The sequence below is a fragment of the Marinicella meishanensis genome (genome assembly GCF_019931145.1).
GTDB lineage: Bacteria > Pseudomonadota > Gammaproteobacteria > Xanthomonadales > Marinicellaceae > Marinicella > Marinicella meishanensis.
Window position 1 is genome coordinate 117510 of record NZ_JAIOUV010000007.1, and the last position, 20698, is coordinate 138207.

Here is a 20698-nt window from a genome sequence, read left to right on the forward strand (position 1 = left end):
AAAGTGATGCACGACAAAGACTTAAAGACCGGGCAAAAAAAGAGCCGATCATATGACCGGCCCTCTTTTTACCTCGTTTTATGGTTGCTCAGTATTCGAACTTGTGTGCAAATACCGTTTCAGCCGCATACTCAGGTGGGATGTAGCCGACCCTGATCATGCAAGGATTGCCCGAAGGGGTGGCTTCAACATTCCAACGAACCACATAAGACTCACCAGCGGTGGTGGTGTCCCACAAATAGGCTCCTGCAGATGCGCTACCGCCCCCGGCTGCTGGGGTACTGACGAAGGCGTTGGTTGCAAAGGCACCCAAACCATCAAAATTGTAAATTTCAACGTCACCAGCATCATTTCCACTGTTGTTATAAAAACCACCCACCGAAACCAGGATGGAGCCATCTGGAATGGTGATGTTTTCATCAATGAACAAAGTGGTTGCCGTCGTGTTGCTGATGCAACCACCACCGGCATAATCAAACGTCGTGGTTCCATTTCTGATGGTCTGCATGGAAGATGCACCATAGCTCAAGAATTGGATGCCTCCGGTTGTGGGAAAACCTCCCAACACCGAATCTGTCATCACTTCGTTTGTCAGATCAGGCTCACCACCGTTGTCCTCAGCCAAGGCCAACGATCCTGTGGTCGTCAATAAGAAACCAAATATATAATGTTTTTTCATGGTATTTCTCCTTATTCAGCCCAAATCAGTTGGGGTTAACAACGAAGCGCACACCACAAGCCTCAATCAGATTGTCATCAACACCCTCAAAACGCACGATCAAAGCGCCAGCGGTGTTGTCGACCACATGGGTGAAGGTGGTGAAGTCAGAACCGGCTCCAGTATCGGTACTCGATACAACAGAATCGATGCTTGTGAATGTACCGTCACCATTCATCTGAAAAAGAATCGCTTGAGTGGTATCGCTGGCTGTTGAATCGACATAGTAAAACCGCATCAAACCGATGCTGTGGCCTGAAGGCAGATTCAAGTTTTGGTCCAACCAGGCAGTGCCACCGTTGCCCACGGCATTCATACAACCGCCGCCGGCATAATTGGTGGTGTAACCTGATTCATAAGGTGTGGCGCTGGAAGCGGCCAAGAACACAAAATAAGAACCACCGGCTTTGACACTGTCACCGGCCAAGATGGCTTCTTCAATGGGCGTCAGCTCCTCATAGTACGCTTTCGGTTGGTATTGCTCCATACCCAACTCACTGCCACCATCGGCGAAGGCTGATTGTGCACCCATAGACAGAATGGCTAATGCCGTTAATTTAGATTTAATTTTCATTTTTTTACCCCGTTTGTAGTTAATTAATGGTGATTCCATTGTACTGAGGAGCTAACAGATATGTAAAATTAATTTGGGACATTCATCACGTTTTTGGTATTTTTTTGGTGAAAAAACGCCTTTCAATCTGTGTTTTCTGAAATTCTTATCGCATTTTTCTGACCATTTGTCGATAAATTCTGACAAGTATTCGGGGCTTTATCATTGATTGGTCCAAGCACACAATGGTTTATGGGTTCAGCCAATAGACAGGCAATGGCCAAGGGCATCACCATGGACATGGTCATAGGAAACACCACAGACACATCACATGCCCATGATGACGAAATGCGGCTTGATTATATGAAAGATTCGAACAGGTCTTCGTGCACTTCCCCGTCCCAGGGATGCAACATCATCAGTTCACGCAACTTGGCAAACTGTTCAGGAAAACGCACAATGACATGGTGCGGTTGGGGGACAGACTTCTTGTCCACGATCAAGCCAAATTCCACTTGGCCGTTGTATGACAGGATGCTGATGCCCATACCAATGGTACCGTTTTGTGGTACCCAGAACATGGTTTTCTCCACCTTGCAACCGGCGATGTACAAGGGCACCGAAGGACCTGGCACATTGGTCAGTACGGCGGTGGCCTTTTTAGAAAACAAATTCAGCAGTTTGTTTTGCACTGCTTGCGGCGCCAAGCCAATCATGCTGAGCAAGCCCAATGAAACCAAGGCTTGCTTCGATTTTTTCAATTCATTCATCTCATGATGAACATACGACAGGCGTTTCAGCGGGTTGTCTTCAAAAATCGGCAGGTTCAGAAACACCAGGCCGAAGTGGTTACCCAGCTCTTTGGCGTGCTTTAAGGGCCGTAAATTGACTGGTACGGTGGCCCGAATGACTTTGGCATTGGGGTCATCACCGCTTTCCAGCATGTATTCACGCAAAGCGCCAGCCAAATTGGAAATCAACACATCATTCACCGTGGTACCGGTGGCTTTGGCAATGGCTTTGACTTCATCCAAGGGAATGGACTGGGCCCAGGCCACCCGTTTGCGGGTACACAGCTGGGTTTTATAGACCGTTTGTGGATCATCACTTAAGGTCAATGCATTGAACAATTCCTCGGCCATGTCAATGGAGTCACCCACGCCCTTCTCGATCAAACTGGGGTCTTGCAAGATTTTCTTACCCAGTTCAGTCATGTCATTCATCATTTTCAGTGAATGGACCCATTGTTTTTTGGCGGGGTTGATCACTTGTTTCAACAAACCCAACTTTTGGTGTTGTTCTTTGACCGTTTCGTCGACATCGAAATCCAAACTCTTTTCTCGGCTGGTGCTGGTCATTGACAACAGCACCTGAATCAAGGCGATGCCATCGGCGTAACAATGGTGAATGCGGGACACGACCACCGGCCCCTTTTCATAGTTTTCAACGATGTGGAAAGACCACAGGGGCTTGTGTTTGTCCAGCGGTGTGGAGGCCAGGTTGCTGACATAGTCTTGCAACTCACGGTAATCGGCTTTACCAGGCAAAGCCACCCGCCTGACGTGTGCGGCCATGTCAAAGTATTGGTCATCCTGCCAGTAAGAGCCACTGGCATTTTGGTGGGCCAATTGCCGAAAGCGGCGGTATTTCAAAAACTTTTTTTCCAAGGCCTCGGTGAATTGGGCCAAATCAGGCATTTGATCCAGAAACATCAACCCGGTGATCATCATCAAATTATGCGGAGATTCCATCCGCAACCAGGCCGTATCCACCTTGCGCATGGGTTCTTTCTTGTCATCGATGTACTGGAACATGGGCTGAAATTTTTTTGGTTTATATTTGTCCTGCCTTCATTATAATAGAAAGCATGAATAAGTATACAGCCCTCTGTTGCTAATGGAAGAATCCTTCGACATTGAAATCCCGAACTTCATACTGGGCAAAGAAATCGGCCGTGGTGGCATGGCGCGGGTGTTCATCGGGGAACAGTTGGAGCCGAAAAGACCGGTGGCCATCAAGATCGTTACCCCCCAAGGCAACGACCCCAAAATCCTGGAAGACCTGCAAAAAGAAGGTGACACGGTGGCCCAATTTTCGCACCCCAACATCGTCACGGTGTTCTCTTGTGGGGTGATTGAACAAAATTATTATTTGGCCATGGAAATCCTCAGCGGTGGGGATTTGAAGAAAAAGATTGAAGAAGGCATCACCGAATTGGAGGCTTTCAACATCATGGTGGACATGGCCAAAGCCCTGGAACATGCCCACAAACGCGGTACCCTACACCGCGATATCAAGCCAGAAAACATTCTGTTCCATGAGGATGGCCAGGCGGTGTTGGTGGACTTTGGCATCGCCAAAGCACAGAACACCGTCAGTGAATTCACCCGCGTCGGCGCGGTGGTTGGCACCCCCCACTACATGAGCCCTGAACGGGCTTTGGGCAAAGAAATCGACGAACGCTCTGACCTCTATGCGTTGGGGGTGGTGTTGTACGAGATGCTGATTGGCAAGAAAGTGTTTGAAGGCAGTGACACCTTTGCCATCAGCTATGCCCATGTGCACGAGCCGGTACCCGATCTGCCCGAAGAAAAAGCCAAGTACCAAACCTTGCTGAATAAGTTGTTGGCGAAAAATCCGGATGACCGCTTCCAAACGGCCACACAGCTGGTGGCGCAGCTGAAAAAGTATTTGCGGCGGTTAAAACCGATCACCGACACCACCCATTCCTTCGCCCCACTGCCGGATCTGGCGGCGAAGAAAAAGTCCAGCCCCCTGCCCTTCATCATCACCGGTGTGATTGTGGTGGTGGCGGTGTTGGTTGGGGTGTGGTTCATGAATCAACAAGCAGCGATCGAAATCAACCAAACCGATTTGACCACCGAACAGCAGATAGAAATGTCGGACAAATTATTGGCCGCCGAATCCCAATTCAGATTGGGCAATGTGGCCATGGCTGAGCAATTGTATGAATCGGTGCTGGTTGACTACGATTGCAACAATGAGGAAGCCGGCAACCGCATGAAAACCATCAACAAAGCCAAATTGGATCAAATCATGGCCGCCTGCGAACCGTGATCACGCCGTGATTTGGGCACAAAAAAAGCAGCCAGTTGGCTGCTTTTTTTTGACCAGAATAAGCTGGTCAGATGCTGGCTGGCAAGAAGTAAAATTCACTGCCTTCATGGCCGGCATGGCGCACTGCGGTGTATTCAGGGCTTTGTTGGATGCCCGTCAACTTGGAGCGCAATCGGACCTGTTGGTCCAGTGCTTTGTACAAGCGATACCCTTCCATCACCCCGTCGTTTTCTTTCAACACGTCCAACAAGGCCGAGGCAAAGATGGAATGACCGTCACCGCCACTGTCCAGCACCGGCTGTAAGCCACCAGAGGTCAACACCGTGCGGGCCTTGACCCGGGAAGTGAAAAGGATGTCATTTTCCGCCACATCTTCTGGGAAGGGCCTAATGGCTGAGCCTGACATGGTGCCAGAATAACAAGAATCGGCGATCACCATCACGTGCTTGGCATTCATGCTGGACATGAACTCACTGATCACGTTGTTGGGGATCCAGGTTTTTTTGTCATCCAATTTGGCATCGGTGGGGATCCAATAACCGTCTTGCCGCTCATCAATCAAACCGTGACCGGCATAATAAACCACCAGATTATCCAACTTACCCAGTTTTTCCTGGTAATCGGCCAAGGCCTGAACGATCTCTAAATGCGTCGCGTTTTCCAGAATCTGGGTTTGGTAGCCGTAGTTTTCTGACAACACCTTGCCGACTTGTTGGGCATCATTGATGGCGGTGCCCAAGTCTTCCAGGTCGTTGTAATTGTTGTTGCCAATCACCAACGCGTGGTAAGTACCCAAATCTTGTTTGAAACGTTTGGTAAAAATGTCGGACAAGTAGCGTGGTTTGATTTGTTCCAGCAGTTGTCGCACCACCACAAAGCGTTCCACCGATTTGGAACCGTCATTCTTCACTGCTTCAATGCTCACCGGCGTGTCATCGTTCTCAATCAATGGCACATCCACACTGAAGATGCCGGTGTCGGTCAGTTTATCGGTGATGTTTTCATTGTTCAAAGTCAAGCCAGCCACTTCTTCAGGCGGATTGACACTGCCCATGATGGACATCGACTTGGCTTGGTTGTTGGCGATTGGGATGCTGCGAATGCCCCGGGTTAACAAGATGTCCGGCGTGATCACATTGATGCCAAATTGATCGGTGTTCATGGCCAACTCTTGACCATTTTCAGCAGCAATCTTGCGCACCAAGGTGGAAGCCAATTCGCGGCTTTCTGCATTTTTAGATGTCAGGTCTTTGACCTGTTGTTCCAATTCAGCAATTTGCTGCTTGACCCTAGGATCATCATTCTTCTCACGCAATTCGGCTTGCAAGCGTTGCAGCTCGGTGTTGGCTGATTGGATGTAGTCCTGGGTTTTTTGGTAATTTTCATTGACCGCTGACAACTCGTTTTTCAAGGTAAAGACTTGACGTTCCAATTGGATGCGTTGGTGTTCTTTTTCCCGACGATCCCGCAAATCTTGCTCAGTCACCAATTCCAACTTGGCCTCTGTGACGCCAGCTGCTTGGCGGTATAGGTTGATGGCTTTGACCGCATCCTGAGGCACACCCAAGCCTTTTTCATACAAGTTACCCAGGTTCAACTGCGCGGCCGACAAACCTTGATCGGCGGCCTTTTGATACCAGGCTGCGGCTGACTGATAATCGGGCGTGCCGTTGATGCCACGCTCGAACAATTCACCCATGTAATTTTGCGCGGTGGCATCACCGCCATCGGCTTGTTGCTTCCACACCTTGGCCACGGTGGCAAAATTGGACTCGTCATAAGCCACGTATTCACCGCCACGCAAAGCGCATTCCTTGGCCGTTAATTTGGCTGGTTTGCGCGGTGGAATGTAAGTGAAGTTTTGCCCCAACTGCCGAATTTGTGGCGGCAACAGACAATCCACAATGTACAGTTGGTCTGGCGTGATCTGACCTTGTTTCACCTCTGTGACCTTTTTCGACCGCTTGGCGCTGACATCGGTCACCACCATTGATGTCATGGCCAGGTAGACGCCGATGTATTTAAAGATAACGTTTTTCATGATTTCACCTGTTAAAACTCAAATCTGGCACCGATGTTGATGGTGCCTCGTGTAAATCCTTCCAACCCAAAGATGCTGCGGTAGTTGATATACGCTTGCTTGCCGTTGGCACCAATGAACACCAAACCCAAGCCGGCTGAGCCGAAGGTGCGGTCTGGTTCATCGGTGGCGATGAAGAAGATTTCATCATCCGGGGCATCAATGAAGCGGGCCTCAATGAAACCGCCATCGTTCTCAGTTTCGCGACTGATGTTGATGTCAAATTGCGGTGACAACACCCCGTTTTTCAAACTGATGGCTTTGGACACGCTGGTGCCCACTGACCACACCATGCTTTTCACTTCTTGGTCGGCAAAGGCAAAATTGAAGCCGCCAGCGCCGGTTTCCTGGAAGCCATCGATGGACGTTTTGACGTACCTGACCGAGGCATTGGGGGTGATGTTCCAAGAATTCTTATTGAAGTGATAGCCCATACTCATGGCCACCGAATACTGGTTGGAATCGGTCTTACCGGTGGCCACCCGGTCAACCGCGATGTTGTCCAAGTTGAAGTTGATGCGGCGTTTTTGCTCGAAGTCAGGGTTGCCGTAACTGATGCGGCCATCCACATAGAAATTGTCTTTGATGTAGAATGAACCATAGCCAGTCAGGGTCAGGCCGGTGGATTTGACCTCCGCTTCCCCTTCGATTTCAGAATCAAAATTGGCATAACCCAAGGCCACACCAGCCACTTTGGTGGGACTGAAGCGATAGTCCACCCCGGCGGTCAAGCCATAGGTGTCAAAATCAAAGCCCAGTTCGCGACCCGTGGCATCCCGCTCGCCCATGGAGATGGTGCCGTTCACGAACATGCCCCACGGCGAAACAAAGTCATTGATGTTACTGGTGGCAGCGGCTTCCTCGTCGTCATTCAAGTAAGCCAGCATGCCCAAGGGGATGGATTCATTGCCGTAACGAGCGGTCAAGCCGTTGACACTGAAACCGGCCCCGCCTCCGCCACGCAATTGCGCCAATCGCGAATCGACATTGCGGAATTGTGAAGTGATGATTTCAGCCGCAGACGTGGACTGGGCCGTGACCTCGTTGGGGGTGATTTCTTCCATCAGGTTGATGATGTCGCCCCGGTTGTCCGGACGGGCTCCGGCGATCAATTCTTCACACAAACCTTCAATGGCCATGAAATAACTGCGCGCACAGTAACTGGACACATTGCGGATGGTTTGCATCACGGTGTCACTGGCCCCGGAACCAACGGCTTCATCGAACAAGGCAAAGATTTCCTCTTCAGTCGGCGTGCGGCGCACTTCGTTGCTGAAACTGGCCAGGTTGTTGCCCGGCTGACTGTCCATGGAATCGGATTCGATGCTGGCGTTGAACACGATCGGCTGGGAAGTTTGCACCACTTGTTGGGTCACCACCCGCAAATCGATCTGTGAAGCGGTACCCACCATGAAATTCCCCGGATAGGCACAGGACAAGCTGGTGTTGTTCACCTGACAGGCCCAGCCACCGGCGTTCAGCACTTGTACGTTTTGGATCAGACCGGTCAAGCTCGCATTCAAACGCGCATTGACTGCCAAATCAGGTCCTTGGTTGCTGGCCAGGAATGACAGTTCAAAGGTGTCGCCTTGCTGGATGTCTTGTTGATCCACGTTCAACGACAGCGACAGATCGGCATCCAAATCTTCCACCGCATTGACGGTGACTTGGGTGGTGCTTTGGTTGTTGCTGGGGTTGCTGTCAATGGCATCAGACATGACTTCGACGTCGTTGATGATGACGCCACTGAAGCCTGCAGCAAAACTGCCCTCCAGCACGATCAATTGCACCTGGTTGTTGGGCAATGACAAGATGTCGCAAGTCAATGACATGGACAAAAGTGTACAGTTCACCCCGGAACCCACTTGCACCGAATCGGCCACAAAACCCATTGGCAATGGATTGGTCAATTGCACATTGGTGGCGGTGTCAGGGCCCATGTTGGCCACTTCGATTTCCCACGCAATGGTGTCGGTATTGAGTACAGTCGAAGCACTCGGCGCGATGGTCACGGCCAGGTCGGCTCGGGTCACGCCACCGCCGCCGCCTTGGCTGACATTGACCGCCACTGCGGAGGTGTCGTTGTCTGGGTTTTCATCACCGGCCAATGACACACTGGCGGTGTTGGTCACAGAACCGGGTGTTTCGGGGCTGATCACATTCAGTTGCAACTGACTGCTTTGCCCAGAAGGCAAGGTGCCGTTGAACGCGCAGTTGACCACGGTGCTGCCTTCACAAGACCATTCGGCGCCAACAAAATCTTGCAACACCATGCCAGCTGGCAAGGCATCAGACACGGCGAAGGCGGTTTGGGTCTCGCTGCCGACGTTCAACACCTCCAACACATAGCTCAATGGCGAATTGGTACCCACTTCTGACACCGGTGCCGTCTTGAACAAAGCCACATCATGGCGCGCATTGCCCACAATATTAACGCTGTCGTTGGCGGTTCTGATCAACCCATCGGCGTTCACTGTGACGTTGTTGCTGAACACCCCGCTGCCGCTGTTGATGAGCAAATCAACTTCGATGATGGCATTGCCATTGGGCAGCATCGGTGCCGAGTTGGTGCAGGTCAACACGCCACTGCTTGGCACACATGTGAAATCACTGCTGCTGGCTCCCAGCACCGTGATGTTGCTCGGCACATTGTAAAAACTGCTGATGTTCACCAAGGGGAACACACCGGTGTTGCTGATGCTGATGGTTTGGGTGAACGGCGTGCCCAAGGCCACTTGCGGCACCGAAGAGAACAGGTTCACAAACACGTCACTGAGGCTGAACACCACGGTCAAGCTGGCATTCACCGCAGCCACCAATTCATTGGCATCCAAGGTGGTGTCCAACGTGTAGCTTTGCCCTGCCACTGGGGAGGCGATGGCTGTGGTTTGGATCGACAGGTTGATGGTGCCACCGGCGGTCAGCGTTGGCGTGTAGATGCAATTGACCATGCCAGCGTTTTCGGCACAGCTGACACCTGGATCTGCGGTGAAACCCACATAAACAAAGCCCAATGGCAGCAGGTTGTCAATTTGCACCCCAGTCAAATCACCGGTACCGGTGTTGACCACCTGAACCGCGAAGTCAACCGCGGCTCCGGGGTCCACCGGCGATGGATTTTGGGCCAGATTCAAGCTGGCTGTGGCCGTGACAAAATTCAACACCAGGGTGTCGTCCACGGCGGCTCCGGTGTTGGTCCCAATCGCACTCATTTGATTGGTGACGCTGGTGACCGCTGTGTTGTTGGTGGCGGTCACGTCCAGCACAATCTGCGCGGTGCTGCCAGAGGCCAATGGCGCGGTCAAAGTACAGTCAATATCGGGACCTGGGTTACAAGCCCAACCAACAGACTGGGTGTTGTTCAAGGTCACATCTGCAGGAATCAGGTCGGTCACATTGACGTTCAAGGCATCCACCGGTCCGGTGTTTTGGACCTCCAAGACATACTCAAATGTCTGGCCATAATTCAACTCGGTGATGGGCACCCCAGCCACTGAAGCCGATTTGGTCGCCACCAGGGTGGTGGCTCCCCCGCCAGCAATCACCACCGTGGGTGCGGAACCCAGGTTGTTGCCAGTGGTGCCATCTGGGTCAACGGCAGTGGCCACTGTGGCCGAGTTGTTGACGTTGTTGCTGGCGACAGCGGCGGTGACGTTGATGTCAACAGTGACCGTTTCTCCAATGGCAAACGGCGCCCCACCCGTGTCACAAGTCAATACCCCACCGTTGGTGGCACCGTCGTGGACACAACTGAATGGCGTGCCCAAAGCGGTGCCAATGATGGTACCGGTGAAACTGACTTCATTGGGTAAGGTGTCGCTGACCACCACATCCACTGGACTGGCGGTGGAGCCCACTGGGTTGTCAATGGTCAACACGTAGGTGAAGGGGTCATTGATGGCAAAGTTGGTGCCACTGACGTTCTTGGTGATGCTGAAATCACTGGCGCCTGCGTTGATGTCATCGGTTTGGTTGTCGTTGTTGTTCAATAAATTGGAATCCGCTGTACTGGCGACATTGGCATTGACCAAAACACCCGTTCCGGGGGTCACTGCCACCACGTTGATCCTGAAATTGTGGGTGGTGAAACTGATGAAAGGTGAGCCACCGCGGTCACACAGCACGGTGCCACCATTGGTGGAACCGTCGTGGTTACAGGACCAGCCTGGGGCAGCGACCAAGTCGGTGTTGGAGAACCTCACCTCAGGCGGCAAGGTCACGTCAACCACCACATCGGTTGGGTTGGCTGAAGATCCCATGGGGTTTTCAACCAAGAATTCGTAACTGATGGGATCTCCTTGGGTGTAAACACCTGAAGTTGAGGTGAAAAACAAGGCCAAATCAGCATCACCCGGATTCACCACAAAGGGCCCAAAGTCGGTGTCGTTGCTGGGATTCGGGTCCAAGCCACTGGTGACCGTGGCGGTGGCACCGGTGCCGGTGGCATCCGAGTCGGCCAGGGCCAGAACCTGGATGAAGGTGTTGGTCCCAATCGGCACCGGGTTGCCTTGGCTGTCACAGGTGACATCGCCACCCACAGTCGAACCATCGTGGGTACACAACCAGCCGGTGGCATTGGTCACTTGCGCCGAATTGAAGACCAACTGCGACGGCAGTGAGACTGTGACCACCGCGTCGGTGGGTGCGGCACTGGAGGCAAAGGGGTTGTGCAAGGTCACATCCAAAGTGACCAAATCGCCCACGGTATAAACCGGCTGATCCGGCACGATGCCGATGTCCAAGTCAGCGGTGGGCGCCACCACATCAAACTGTGCCGAGTCCACATTATCGGCCGAATTGCTGTCGAAAAATGTGGAAGACGCGGTGTTGATGATGGTGTCACCGTCGTTACCAGTCACCTGCACCGTGATTCTCACGCCGTCCACCGCAGCGGTGTTCGGCAAGGTGGGCGCCAAGCAGTTCAAAGTTGGCGCCGTGAAAGTACAGGCAAAATTGGGTCCCAGTTCCACATGACTTTGGTATTGGACACCCGCTGGAAGGGTGTCTTGCAAATCCACATTGAGGGCGTCACCCACACCGGTGTTCCTCACTTGAATTTCATAATCCAAGCTGGACCCAGGTGCAGCTTGGGTGATGCCCCCGACCACCGATTTGAACACCTCGATTTCAGGGGTGCCACCTATACTGACAGTGAATGCCTGACTGTCTGAATTGTTACTGGGGAAGGGATCGGTTTCAGTCGCCGACACATCGGCAACGTTGGTTTTGGGCCCAGGCTGGGCATTGATGTCGACGATGCCAACCAAGGTGAAGACAAAGTCGTCCCCTGTGGGCAAGTCCAACAAAGAACATTGGATCACCGAACCGGTGTCATTGCATTCTGGGCTGGAACTGTTGGCATCAAAAATCAAATCGTTGATCAGGAAATCATCGATCACCACCACATTGTTGGCATCGGGCCCTGCAGGATTGCTGACGGTGATGTCAAAACTGATGGCTTCCCCAGGCTGAACATTGTTGGGTGAAGACGCAGACAAGGTTTTGACCAGACCCAAATCCACCCCACCTGATGAATATTGAATGTCGACAAAGGCATCGTTGTCACTGAGATTGACCTCAACCCCACCGACATCGGTGACCGTGGCTGACAAAGCCGGCGTAAAGGTGATGTCTCCTGGTTGGGTGATGATACCCACTTCCAAGGTGGTTGAGCCACCAAAGGCATTCAAAGCACCCTGAAAGGTGCAACTACCGTCGGATATGATGGCGGCACAATCCCATAAGGGATCGCCCAAGACAGTCCCTTCAAACTGCAACAGTTGATCTTGCAAGAAAATGTCAATGGTGATGCCATCGCCCGCAATCAAATCACCGTCGTTGTTGACGAAAAATTCAACGAAATGGACCTGTCCATCACCTGGAAATTGATACGGTGACCCCGTATTCACATTCAAATCAGGTTGTGCCCACACCGCAGCACTGAATAAGACAAACACGAGCGCCAGGCCGCGCTGATAGTATTTTTTCATTTCCCTTCTCTCTTTTTTCGCCCTTTAAGGGCCGTCAATTGCAATTAAACTATAGATTATTTTGACCACGAAGCAATTAATTTTCAATGGTTTACACTTTTAATTGAATAATTTGTGTGCCGTTTCACAAAAACCATTCATAAAATTGGTTATGGGATCGGGAATGGAATGCGGCCTGCTGAGACACGCCTGGAACCTTGATTATGGTGTTTTGTTGTGCGGTTCTGTATTGATTATGACATCAAAAGGAGCCACTGGCCACCCCATTGTCATGTTTTTATGACTCACAAGATGTGATCAATTTTTAATTGTAAACTGCGTTTTTGGCGAAATTCGTTGACCATCATTTGATAACACAGGTGCATGCGGTGTTCGGGTTCGAGGAAATCATTGGGGTGGCGGTTAAAAGCAATGGCTGCGATTTGCTTTTGTTGATCGGGGGTTTGCAGGGTGAGTTTGGTGTGGTTGTCACCGACCAATGACTTTTGCTTGATGATGAACCAATCATCGAACAGCGGCGGTTCAAAGCGCTGCCCCCAGGGACCGGCTTGTTGAATCAACTCAGCCACATGCAAAGACAAGTCTTCGGTGGCGACCGAGCCATCGCTGTGGATGGTGCGGTGTTTCAAGTCTGCCGTCAGGCTTAGTGCCACCTCTTCAGCAAACGCTTGTTTGAAGTCTTTGAGTTTGGCCTTTTTGATGGTCAGTCCTGCGGCCATGGCGTGGCCACCAAATTGCTCAATCAATTCTGGGTGCCGGGTCGAAACATTGACCAAAGCATCGCGGATGTGCAAACCCTGGATGCTGCGGGCTGAACCTTTGACCCGATCGGATTCAGCACTTTCCAGGGCAAACGCCACCACCGGGCGGTGGGTGAATTCTTTGACTTTGGAAGCCAACAGGCCCACCACACCCTGGTGCCAGTTTTCATGAAACAGACACAAAGCCGGGGGCAATTCAGCCCGTTGTTTCAGTTGTGCCACCACCGAATCCGCAAACCGTTGCATGTCGGCTTGGATGGCTTTGCGTTGTTGGTTGATGTCGTGCAATTGTGCCGCCAAAACCCGAGCCTCTGCGGGATCATCCGTGAGCAATAAATTGATGCCGATGCCCATGTCCTCCAGGCGACCGGCGGCATTCAACCGTGGCGCGATGTAAAAGGCCAAGGCATTGGCATCGGCACTGGCCTGCTGACAGCCAGCCACGGTAAACAAAGCCGACAGGCCGATCACACAACTGCCTTGCGCGATCCGTTTCAAACCGGCATCGATCAGGATGCGGTTGTTGGCATCCAATGGCACCACATCGGCCACCGTGCCCAAGGCCACCAAGTCCAGCAAAGTCGTTAGATTCGGCTCAGGCAGGGACCGCTGCTCAAACCATTGGCGCTGTGACAGCTCTTGTTTCACCACCGTCATCAAATAAAAAGCCACCCCCACGCCGGCCAGGGCTTTGCTGGGGAAGCCATCGTCGGCGCAATTGGGGTTGACGATGGCCGCGGCGGCCGGTAATTCATCGGGGGGTAAATGGTGGTCGGTGATGATCACCGACATGCCGGCTTGGTTGGCCGCATCCACCCCGCGCAATGAAGAAATGCCATTATCAACCGTGATCACCAGATCGGCTTTGAGCTTGACCAACTCAGCCACCAGCTCAACGGTCAAACCATAGCCATACTCAAAGCGATTGGGCACCAAGAAATTCAGGTGCTCAGCACCCATTGCTCGCAACGCCCGAATCACCACCGCAGTGGCAGTGGCGCCATCGGCATCAAAATCGCCAACCACCACCACGCGTTGTTGCTGGGCCATGGCATCGCAAATCTGCTCGGCCGCCTGCTTGATGCCTTTGAAGCCGCTGGGATGGTGGAGGTGTTTGAGTTGGTAATTGACTTGGGCATAATCGGTGATGCCACGGGTCAAATACAAGCGTTGGATCAATGGGTGCAGGTGTTCGCCACCGGCCAATTCGGTGTCAGGGCTGGGTCGACGAATGAGTTTCGCTGAGGTCATCAGCCCTGACCGCACGTCCGATCAGACGTATTGGATGGATTCAATGAAGTAGGTGATCTCACCACCTGGGGCTTGCACTGCCACTTCATCGTCTACACTTTTGCCGATCAAAGCCCGGGAAATTGGGCTGCTGATGGAAATTTTGCCGGCATCGATGTCGGCCTCGGCATCGCCCACAATTTGGTAGGTGACGTGTTCGCCACTGGCTTCTTCTTCCAGCACCACAGTGGCGCCAAACACCACTTTGTCGCCCACATTTAAACTCGACACGTCGATGATTTGGGCGTTGCCAATCAGGCCTTCCAATTCGGCAATGCGCCCTTCGGTGAAGGATTGTTGTTCACGCGCCGCATGGTACTCGGCATTTTCTTTCAAGTCCCCATGGGCCCTGGCCTCGGCCACGGCATCAATGATTTTGGGGCGTTCTTCGGTTTTCAGCCTTTTCAATTCGGCTTTCAGCATTTCAGCACCCTTCAGGGTGATCGGAGCTCTGTTCATGTTGTTCTTCTATCCAGTTGATGAATGACCCATGTCATTCAGTGTTCATGCAGTTCTTTCAATGCATATATTTCTTGTTGGTTCAAATAGTCATAGGCCGCAATCGTGGCGGCTGCGCCGGCAATGGTGGTGCTGTAGTTGATGCTTTGTTTCAGCGCCTCTTTGCGGATGGATGCCGAATCGGCGATCGCTTGCGCCCCTTCTGTGGTGTTGATGATGAAGTCGATTTCTTTTGATTTGATCCGGTCCACGATGTGTGGGCGACCTTCAATCACCTTGTTAACACTTTCACAAAACAGCCCGGCTTTTCGCAACAAGTCACAAGTACCATGTGTGGCCACCAACTCAAAATTCAATGCCCGCAGCTGTTTGGCCAAGGGAATCAATTTCTGTTTGTCGGCTTCGCGCACACTGACAAAAGCCTTGCCTTGTCTGGGCATGAACACATTGGCCGCCAATTTGGCAGCAGCCACCGCCGCACCAAAGGATTTACCAATGCCCATCACCTCACCAGTGGAACGCATCTCCGGACCCAAAATCGGATCCACCCCGGGGAATTTCACAAAAGGGAACACCGGCTCTTTGATGGAATAGTGGTTCAAGTCGAGTCGTGGTCGCACACCCTGCTCGGCCAGGCTAATGCCAGCCATACACAATGCCGCGATCTTGGCCAACGGCAAACCAGAGGCTTTGGACACAAAAGGCACCGTGCGTGAAGCCCTGGGGTTGACCTCTAAAATGTATATGTCCTCACCTTGGATGGCAAACTGGGTGTTCATCAAACCCACCACATTGAGTTCTTTGGCCATCAGTTCACACTGTCGGGACAACTCGGCTTGCAGCTCAGCCGATAAGGTGAAAGGCGGGATGCAACAGGCCGAATCACCCGAATGCACACCCGCCTGTTCGATGTGTTCCATGATGCCGCCAACCATGAAATCGGAGCCGTCACAAATGACATCGACATCGACTTCAATGGCGTGATCCAAAAAGCGATCCAACAGCACCGGTGAGTCATTGGAAACTTGCACCGCTTCGGTCATGTAGCGCAACAAATCCTGCTGGGAATGAACCACTTCCATGGCCCGACCACCCAACACATAGGAAGGCCTGACCACCAATGGAAAGCCTATGTTATCGGCCACCGCCGCGGCCTGTTCGACCGAAGTGACGGTGCCATTGGGTGGCTGTCTCAGGTTCAATTTGTCGAGCATGGCTTTGAATTGTTCGCGGTCTTCGGCGCGGTCAATACATTCGGGTGAAGAACCGATGATCGGCACCCCTGCTTGGGCCAAGTCTTCGGCCAAATTCAATGGGGTTTGGCCACCGTATTGGACAATCACGCCCTTGGGCTGTTCCAAGGCCACAATCGCCAGCACGTCTTCCAAGGTCAAAGATTCGAAATACAGGCGATCCGAAGTGTCATAATCGGTGGATACAGTCTCGGGGTTGCAGTTGACCATGATGGTTTCAAAGCCAGCTTCTTTCAACGCCAGCGAAGCATGCACACAACAGTAATCAAACTCAATGCCCTGTCCGATGCGATTGGGGCCGCCACCCAGAATCATGATCTTGTCACGGTCGGTGGGGTTGGCCTCACAATGGGTCTCATAGGTCGAATAAAAATAGGCAGTCGGCGCCTCAAATTCGGCCGCACACGAGTCCACCCGTTTGAACACCGGCTTGATGTCCATGGCCAAGCGATGGGCACGCACCGCCGCTTCATCCACGTCCATCAAGGTCGCCAGTCGGGCATCCGCGAATCCTTCTCGTTTCAACTGCATCATTTGCGCCGCGGTGATGTCTGCCAGTTCGGTTTCTTGCAAGGCGGCTTCAATCTGCACCAAGCGTTCGATGTGCTGCAAAAACCAAGGATCGATGTTGGAAATTTGGTGAATTTTTGCCACATCCAAGCCATGGCGGAAACCATCGGCCACATAAAACAAGCGTTCTGAAGAGGGCTCGCGGATTTCTTTGACCAAATCAAACCCTTCGGCCAGTTGTTGGGCATCGACCTTGGGGTCAAGTCCGGATTTACCGGTTTCCAAACCCCTGAGGGCTTTTTGTAACGATTCGTTGAAGGTGCGGCCAATGGCCATCACTTCACCGACCGATTTCATTTGGGTGCTCAGGCGATCCACGCTGTTGTTGAATTTTTCAAAGGCAAATCGAGGTATTTTGGTGACCACATAATCAATGGTCGGCTCAAATGACGCCGGGGTGGCCCCACCGGTGATTTCATTCTTCAATTCATCCAAAGTGTAGCCTATGGCCAATTTGGCAGCCACTTTGGCAATTGGAAAGCCCGTGGCTTTGGAAGCCAGGGCCGAAGAACGCGACACCCGTGGATTCATTTCGATCACGATCATGCGACCGTTGTCTGGATTGATCGAGAATTGCACGTTGGAGCCGCCGGTTTCAACCCCAATTTTGCGCAACACAGCCAATGAAGCATCACGCATCACCTGGTATTCTTTGTCGGTCAAAGTTTGGGCCGGTGCCACGGTGATTGAATCACCGGTGTGGACCCCCATCGGATCCAAGTTTTCAATCGAGCAGATGATGATGCAATTGTCCGCTTTGTCACGCACCACTTCCATTTCATATTCTTTCCAGCCCAGCAGCGATTCTTCCAACAACACTTCGGTGGTGGGTGACATCTTCAGGCCTTCGGCGGTGATTGATTCAAATTCTTCCAAATTGTAGGCGATGCCACCACCGGTACCGCCCAGGGTGAATGATGGCCGGATGATCACCGGGTAACCGATGTGTTGCTGCGCTTCGCGGGCTTCGTCCATGTTGTGCACAATGTATGACTTGGCGCATTCCAAGCCAATGTCTTCCATCGCTTCACGAAATTGTTCGCGGTCTTCGGCCATGTCAATGGCTTCACGAGAAGCGCCAATCATCTCCACCCCAAAGCGTTCCAACACCCCTTGACTGACCAGGTCCAGTGAACAGTTCAAGGCAGTTTGGCCACCCATGGTGGGCAACAAGGCATCGGGTTTTTCGCGCTCAATGATTTGCGCCACGGTTTGCCAGTTGATCGGCTGGATGTAAATGCTGTCAGCGGTTTCCGGATCGGTCATGATGGTGGCCGGATTGGAATTCACCAAGATCACCCGGTAACCTTCATCCTTCAGTGCTTTACAGGCCTGGGTGCCTGAATAATCAAACTCACAAGCCTGGCCAATCACAATGGGACCGGCGCCCAACACCAGGATGCTGTTGATGTCTGTTCTTTTACCCACGGCTTTTCTCCTGTTGCATGGCGTCGATGAACGGTTGGAATAATTGCTTGGCCTCATGCGGTCCAGGACTGGCTTCTGGGTGGCCTTGGAAGCCATAAGCCGCTTGCTGTTGGTGGCTGATGCCCTGAATGCTGCCATCAAACAGTGACTGGTGGGTGACGGTCAAGCTGTCTGGCAAGCCATCAGCGGCCACCGCAAAGTTGTGGTTCTGACTGGTGATCAACACCGTGCTGTTGGCATTGTCTGCCACCGGGTGGTTGGCGCCGTGGTGACCAAACTTCATCTTCATGGTTTGCGCCCCCAAAGCCAGGGCCATGATTTGGTGTCCCAAACAGATGCCAAACAAAGGTACTTTTGCGGCCAACAACTCTTGACAGGCCGCCACTGCATAATCACAGGCCGCCGGATCTCCGGGACCATTGGACAAAAACACCCCATCGGGATGCATCGCCAACACTTCAGCCGCGGGTGTTTGCGCCGGCACCACGGTCAAATCGCAACCCAAATCCTTGAGAATTCGCAAGATGTTGCGTTTGATCCCAAAGTCGTAACAAACCACCTTGAAGCGGTTTGCTGCCGGCCTGGTGGCTTGGTTTTCGGCCAAGGAAAAGGTGCCTTCAGACCACGCGTATTCGGTGGCACAGGTGACCTCTTTGGCCAAGTCTTTGCCCGCCATGCTGGGGCATTTCTTGGCCCGCTGCACGGCTTCATTTTCATTGATGTCATGACCGCTCATGATGCAGCCATTCATGGAACCATTCAGGCGCAGCAAATTGGTCAGCTCACGGGTGTCGATGCCACTGATGCCGACCACTTGGTGTTGTTGCAAATAGCTGTTCAAATCGGCCTCATCACGCCAATTACTGGGCACCAGGTGCAAATCCCGGACGATCAAGCCTTTGGCATGAATGGCCGCCGATTCATTGTCGGCTTGGTTGGTGCCGGTGTTGCCGATGTGGGGATAGGTCAAAGTCACCATTTGCCCGGCATAAGAAGGGTCAGACAAGATTTCTTGGTAGCCAGTCATGGCGGTGTTGAACACCACCTCAGCCGTGGCTTCACCACATGAACCCATGGCTTGTCCGTGAAAAATGGTGCCATCCTCCAAAGCCAAAATGGCTGGAGTTTGATGACTCGGGGGGAACAATATTTGGTTTAATTTGGACACTGTGCTCAACTCTCAAAGGCGTAAAAAAAGCTGGCGTTAACCAACTTTTTACTGTGATCGAATTGAAAGCGAATTGTAACCCAAGTACCCGACAAACACCAACCAGTAAGTGGTTTTTTTGTGGGCCATCACAAGCAGCCCAAGCAGGGCTTGGGTTGCTGCTGAAAAATACCGGTCCAAACTCACGTTGACATGAACCCAAACTGAATCTGTCATATAATGCTGGGATGAAAATTCATTTGGCCTTTTATCACCCGCAACATGCCGGTATTCTCAGCGCTGCCATCGAATTACAAGCCGATCAAGTGGTTTTGATGCACCATGCAGATGATGAGATCAGTGGTTTGAAATCGGCCATCCAGGCCCGGGGCATACAATGCCACACCAGGGTGGCTGAATTTGACACCCAACTGGCCCGTGAACAGCTGGCGGCGTTGATCGAACATCACCAACAAGATGACATCCAACTGAACGCCTCCAGTGGTTACAGCAAATTGTTGTTGTTGGCTTTTGAACAATTCACCGCCTATGGCTATCCGGTGTTTTTGGTCGACAAATTCACCGACGAACTGTCCTGGTTGAACACCAAACACACCCATGAAGACATCCACATGGGCCATCACATCAAGCTCAAGGAATACCTCAAGTCGTTCAACACCCAAGTCATCGAACAAGGCCAGAACACCCCGGAGCCAGAAGCCTCCCGTGATTTAACCAATTGGATCATCTCGCAACTGGGTACCATGGACAAGGCCATAGGCAGCCTCAATTACATGGCCAGTTCGGCCTCGGCCGACCACCGCTATCAGTTGGATTCGGGGTTGTTGCGCAACCACCACCTGCAGCAGTTACTCGATCGCTTTGAAGCGGCTGGCAAATTAACCATACGCGGTCGCAAACTCAAGTTTGCCAGCACCGAAAGCCGTTTTTACTGCAACGGTGGCTGGTTGGAAAACCATGTGTTTTCTTTGTTGTTTGGGATGCGAAAAAACCGCCCGCAGTTGGCGGATTTGGCCAAAGGCATGACCATCGTCAGAAGTCAGGGCACGGTCAAGAATGAATTGGATGTGGCGGCCATCATCCACAACCGCTTGCACATCATTGAATGCAAAACCCGGCGCTTCACCCACGGCAAAACCGACCAAGCCGCGGCCAGTTCGGCCATTTATCGCCTGGACACCATCAAATCCCTCACCGGCGGCCTGTCCGGTCGGGCCATGCTGGTCAGCTATCAGCCGCTGAACAAATATACCTTGTCCCGGGCCCGGGACCTGGGCATTTATTGTTGCTCTCACACCCAGCTGAAAAACCTGCAACAACACCTGTACCGTTTCATTGACCAATCATAAA

At 52.2% G+C, this 20698-nt stretch carries 12 protein-coding genes; 3 read left to right on the plus strand and 9 right to left on the minus strand.

Features of this window, described 5'->3' with window-relative positions:
* Nucleotides 1–88: 88 nt before the first annotated feature.
* The 3 genes from K7G70_RS12885 to K7G70_RS12895 form a co-directional block, all read right to left on the minus strand.
* Nucleotides 89–679 carry a hypothetical protein gene (locus K7G70_RS12885; protein ID WP_223789065.1) on the minus strand — a complete coding sequence of 197 codons (591 nt, stop codon included), beginning with the start codon at nucleotides 677–679 and terminating at the stop codon, nucleotides 89–91.
* A 25-nt stretch (nucleotides 680–704) separates the two neighbouring features.
* The gene (locus K7G70_RS12890; RefSeq protein WP_223789066.1) at nucleotides 705–1292 is read right to left on the minus strand and encodes a hypothetical protein; all 588 of its coding nucleotides are present in this window, start codon (nucleotides 1290–1292) and stop codon (nucleotides 705–707) included.
* A gap of 338 nt (nucleotides 1293–1630) precedes the next feature.
* A complete protein-coding gene (locus K7G70_RS12895) occupies nucleotides 1631–3085 on the minus strand; it encodes a WS/DGAT/MGAT family O-acyltransferase (protein ID WP_223789067.1) in 1455 nt (484 codons plus the stop codon).
* Between the two features lie 82 nt (nucleotides 3086–3167).
* On the opposite strand from K7G70_RS12895, the gene K7G70_RS12900 reads away from it, so the two are divergent.
* Nucleotides 3168–4349, plus strand: coding sequence for a serine/threonine protein kinase (locus K7G70_RS12900; protein ID WP_223789068.1), 1182 nt, complete (start codon nucleotides 3168–3170; stop codon nucleotides 4347–4349).
* Between the two features lie 67 nt (nucleotides 4350–4416).
* Here K7G70_RS12900 and K7G70_RS12905 read toward each other — a convergent pair whose 3' ends face one another.
* The 6 genes from K7G70_RS12905 to carA form a co-directional block, all read right to left on the minus strand.
* Nucleotides 4417–6390 (minus strand): caspase family protein, encoded by a 1974-nt coding sequence (locus K7G70_RS12905; RefSeq protein WP_223789069.1) that lies wholly within the window; start codon nucleotides 6388–6390, stop codon nucleotides 4417–4419.
* Between the two features lie 11 nt (nucleotides 6391–6401).
* Nucleotides 6402–12419 (minus strand): autotransporter domain-containing protein, encoded by a 6018-nt coding sequence (locus K7G70_RS12910; RefSeq protein ID WP_223789070.1) that lies wholly within the window; start codon nucleotides 12417–12419, stop codon nucleotides 6402–6404.
* A gap of 284 nt (nucleotides 12420–12703) precedes the next feature.
* Complete coding sequence (gene recJ, locus K7G70_RS12915; RefSeq protein ID WP_223789071.1) at nucleotides 12704–14431, minus strand: single-stranded-DNA-specific exonuclease RecJ; 1728 nt, start codon at nucleotides 14429–14431, stop codon at nucleotides 12704–12706.
* Between the two features lie 21 nt (nucleotides 14432–14452).
* A complete protein-coding gene (gene greA / locus K7G70_RS12920; protein ID WP_223789072.1) occupies nucleotides 14453–14929 on the minus strand; it encodes a transcription elongation factor GreA in 477 nt (158 codons plus the stop codon).
* A 38-nt stretch (nucleotides 14930–14967) separates the two neighbouring features.
* Nucleotides 14968–18180 carry a carbamoyl-phosphate synthase large subunit gene (gene carB / locus K7G70_RS12925; protein WP_223789073.1) on the minus strand — a complete coding sequence of 1071 codons (3213 nt, stop codon included), beginning with the start codon at nucleotides 18178–18180 and terminating at the stop codon, nucleotides 14968–14970.
* Nucleotides 18173–19255: a glutamine-hydrolyzing carbamoyl-phosphate synthase small subunit gene (gene carA, locus K7G70_RS12930; protein ID WP_255590055.1), complete on the minus strand. Its 1083-nt coding sequence runs from the start codon at nucleotides 19253–19255 to the stop codon at nucleotides 18173–18175. Before carA ends, carB begins: the two co-directional genes overlap by 8 nt.
* Here carA and K7G70_RS12935 point away from each other — a divergent pair.
* Nucleotides 19246–19539, plus strand: a complete 294-nt coding sequence (locus K7G70_RS12935; protein ID WP_223789197.1) for a hypothetical protein — start codon at nucleotides 19246–19248, stop codon at nucleotides 19537–19539. The genes carA and K7G70_RS12935 overlap by 10 nt on opposite strands.
* 36 nt (nucleotides 19540–19575) lie before the next feature.
* Complete coding sequence (locus K7G70_RS12940) at nucleotides 19576–20697, plus strand: Card1-like endonuclease domain-containing protein (RefSeq protein WP_223789075.1); 1122 nt, start codon at nucleotides 19576–19578, stop codon at nucleotides 20695–20697.
* The last annotated feature ends 1 nt before the right edge of the window (nucleotide 20698 follow it).

What these genes read in the sequence shown, in the direction of transcription:
- K7G70_RS12885 (WP_223789065.1), bottom strand. Translation starts at nt 679, where the DNA reads ATGAAAAAACATTATATATTTGGTTTCTTATTGACGACCACAGGATCG.
- K7G70_RS12890 (WP_223789066.1), bottom strand. Translation starts at nt 1,292, where the DNA reads ATGAAAATTAAATCTAAATTAACGGCATTAGCCATTCTGTCTATGGGT.
- K7G70_RS12895 (WP_223789067.1), bottom strand. Translation starts at nt 3,085, where the DNA reads ATGTTCCAGTACATCGATGACAAGAAAGAACCCATGCGCAAGGTGGAT.
- K7G70_RS12900 (WP_223789068.1), top strand. Translation starts at nt 3,168, where the DNA reads ATGGAAGAATCCTTCGACATTGAAATCCCGAACTTCATACTGGGCAAA.
- K7G70_RS12905 (WP_223789069.1), bottom strand. Translation starts at nt 6,390, where the DNA reads ATGAAAAACGTTATCTTTAAATACATCGGCGTCTACCTGGCCATGACA.
- K7G70_RS12910 (WP_223789070.1), bottom strand. Translation starts at nt 12,419, where the DNA reads ATGAAAAAATACTATCAGCGCGGCCTGGCGCTCGTGTTTGTCTTATTC.
- recJ (WP_223789071.1), bottom strand. Translation starts at nt 14,431, where the DNA reads ATGACCTCAGCGAAACTCATTCGTCGACCCAGCCCTGACACCGAATTG.
- greA (WP_223789072.1), bottom strand. Translation starts at nt 14,929, where the DNA reads ATGAACAGAGCTCCGATCACCCTGAAGGGTGCTGAAATGCTGAAAGCC.
- K7G70_RS12935 (WP_223789197.1), top strand. Translation starts at nt 19,246, where the DNA reads ATGAACCCATGGCTTGTCCGTGAAAAATGGTGCCATCCTCCAAAGCCA.
- carA (WP_255590055.1), bottom strand. Translation starts at nt 19,255, where the DNA reads ATGGGTTCATGTGGTGAAGCCACGGCTGAGGTGGTGTTCAACACCGCC.
- K7G70_RS12940 (WP_223789075.1), top strand. Translation starts at nt 19,576, where the DNA reads ATGAAAATTCATTTGGCCTTTTATCACCCGCAACATGCCGGTATTCTC.